The 1,433-nt window shown below is 70.0% G+C and carries 1 protein-coding gene; it reads left to right on the forward strand.

Annotation, left to right across the window (positions count from 1 at the left end; translation table 11 throughout):
- Positions 1 to 15 precede the first annotated feature (15 nt).
- On the forward strand, positions 16 to 1,433 hold a 1,418-nt coding region (locus ACZ4UX_RS36950), incomplete at its 3' end, for a condensation domain-containing protein (RefSeq protein ID WP_465709859.1).

Consider the following 1,433-nt stretch of genomic DNA (forward strand, 5'->3'; position numbering starts at 1 on the left):
CGCACCATCACCGCCATGGCCACTGCTCTCCCCGGCAACGGCACCGGCGAGTCCCTGATCACCGCCGTCCAGCCCTTCGCCCAGATCTCGGACGACGACCGCAAGGCCCTCCCGGCCGACATCGTCGACGCCTACCCGCTCTCCCAGATCCAGACCGGCATGCTCGTCGAGATGCTCGCGGCCGAGTCCCGGGACGTCTACCAGAACATCAACTCCTTCCGCCTGCCCGACCCGAAGGCCTTCGACGCCGCAGCGTTCCGCCGCGCCGCCGACATCGTGGTGGCCCGGCACGACATCCTGCGCACCTCCATGCACCTGGAGGGCTTCAGCCGGCCGCTTCAGCTCGTCCACGCCGACGTCGAGATCCCGGTCGCCATCCACGACGTCCGCAGCCTGACCGAGGCCGAGGTGACGGCCCTCACGCTCGCCTACGTCGAGCAGGAGCACCGGAACGGCTTCGAGCTGACCGCCGCCCCGCTGCTGCGCATCTCGGTGCACGTCGAGTCCGACCAGGCCTGGCGCCTGACGTTTAGTCACATTCACGCCATCACCGAGGGGTGGAGCTACCACACCCTCCTGATGGAGCTGCTCGCCTGCTACCGCAGCCTGCGGGACGGCCTTGAGCCGGCGGCCTACGAGGTGCCGTCGGTCCGCTACGCGGACTTCATCGCCGCCGAGCAGACCGCGCTCTCCGACCCGCAGACCCAGGAGTTCTGGCAGCAGGTCGTCGACACCCACAGCCCGCTGGTCCTGCCGGACGGCTTCGCCGAGTCCGACCTGAACGGCGTCGCGGACCGCAACCACGTCCACATCCCGTTCGCGGACCTGGAGGACGGCCTGCGCAGGCTCGCGACCGAGGCGAAGTCCTCGCTCAAGAACGTGCTGCTCGCCGCGCACCTCAAGGTGCTCGGCAGCTTCACCGCCGAGGACGCCTTCCACACCGGCGTGGTCTACCACGGCCGCCTGGAAGCACCGGGCGCCGACCGGGTGCTCGGCATGCACCTCAACACCCTGCCGTTCCCGGCCACGCGCGGTGCCGCAAGCTGGCGCGAGCTGGTCGAGCGGACCCATGCGACCGAGACCGCCATCTGGTCCCACCGCCGCTACCCGCTGCCCGCCATCCAGCGCGCCGCCGGCGGCAACCGGGAGCTGCTGAACGCCCTCTTCGAGTACCTCGACTTCCACCTCGTCGACAAGTCCTCGGTCGACGTCGAGGGCACGATGGTCGACGGCACGACCGAGTTCGGCTTCAGCGTCATCACGGTCGGCGGCAAGCTCGACCTCGCGGGTGCGACCCATGTGATCAGCTTGGCGAACCTGCAGCGCCTGGGCGCCATGTACCGGCTGGTGCTGGAGGCGATGGCCGCCGACCCCAACGGCGACGCGACCCTCTCCCACCTGCCCGAGACCGAGCGCACCCAGCTCACGACCTG

This window comes from Kitasatospora sp. NPDC028961, assembly GCF_055564815.1.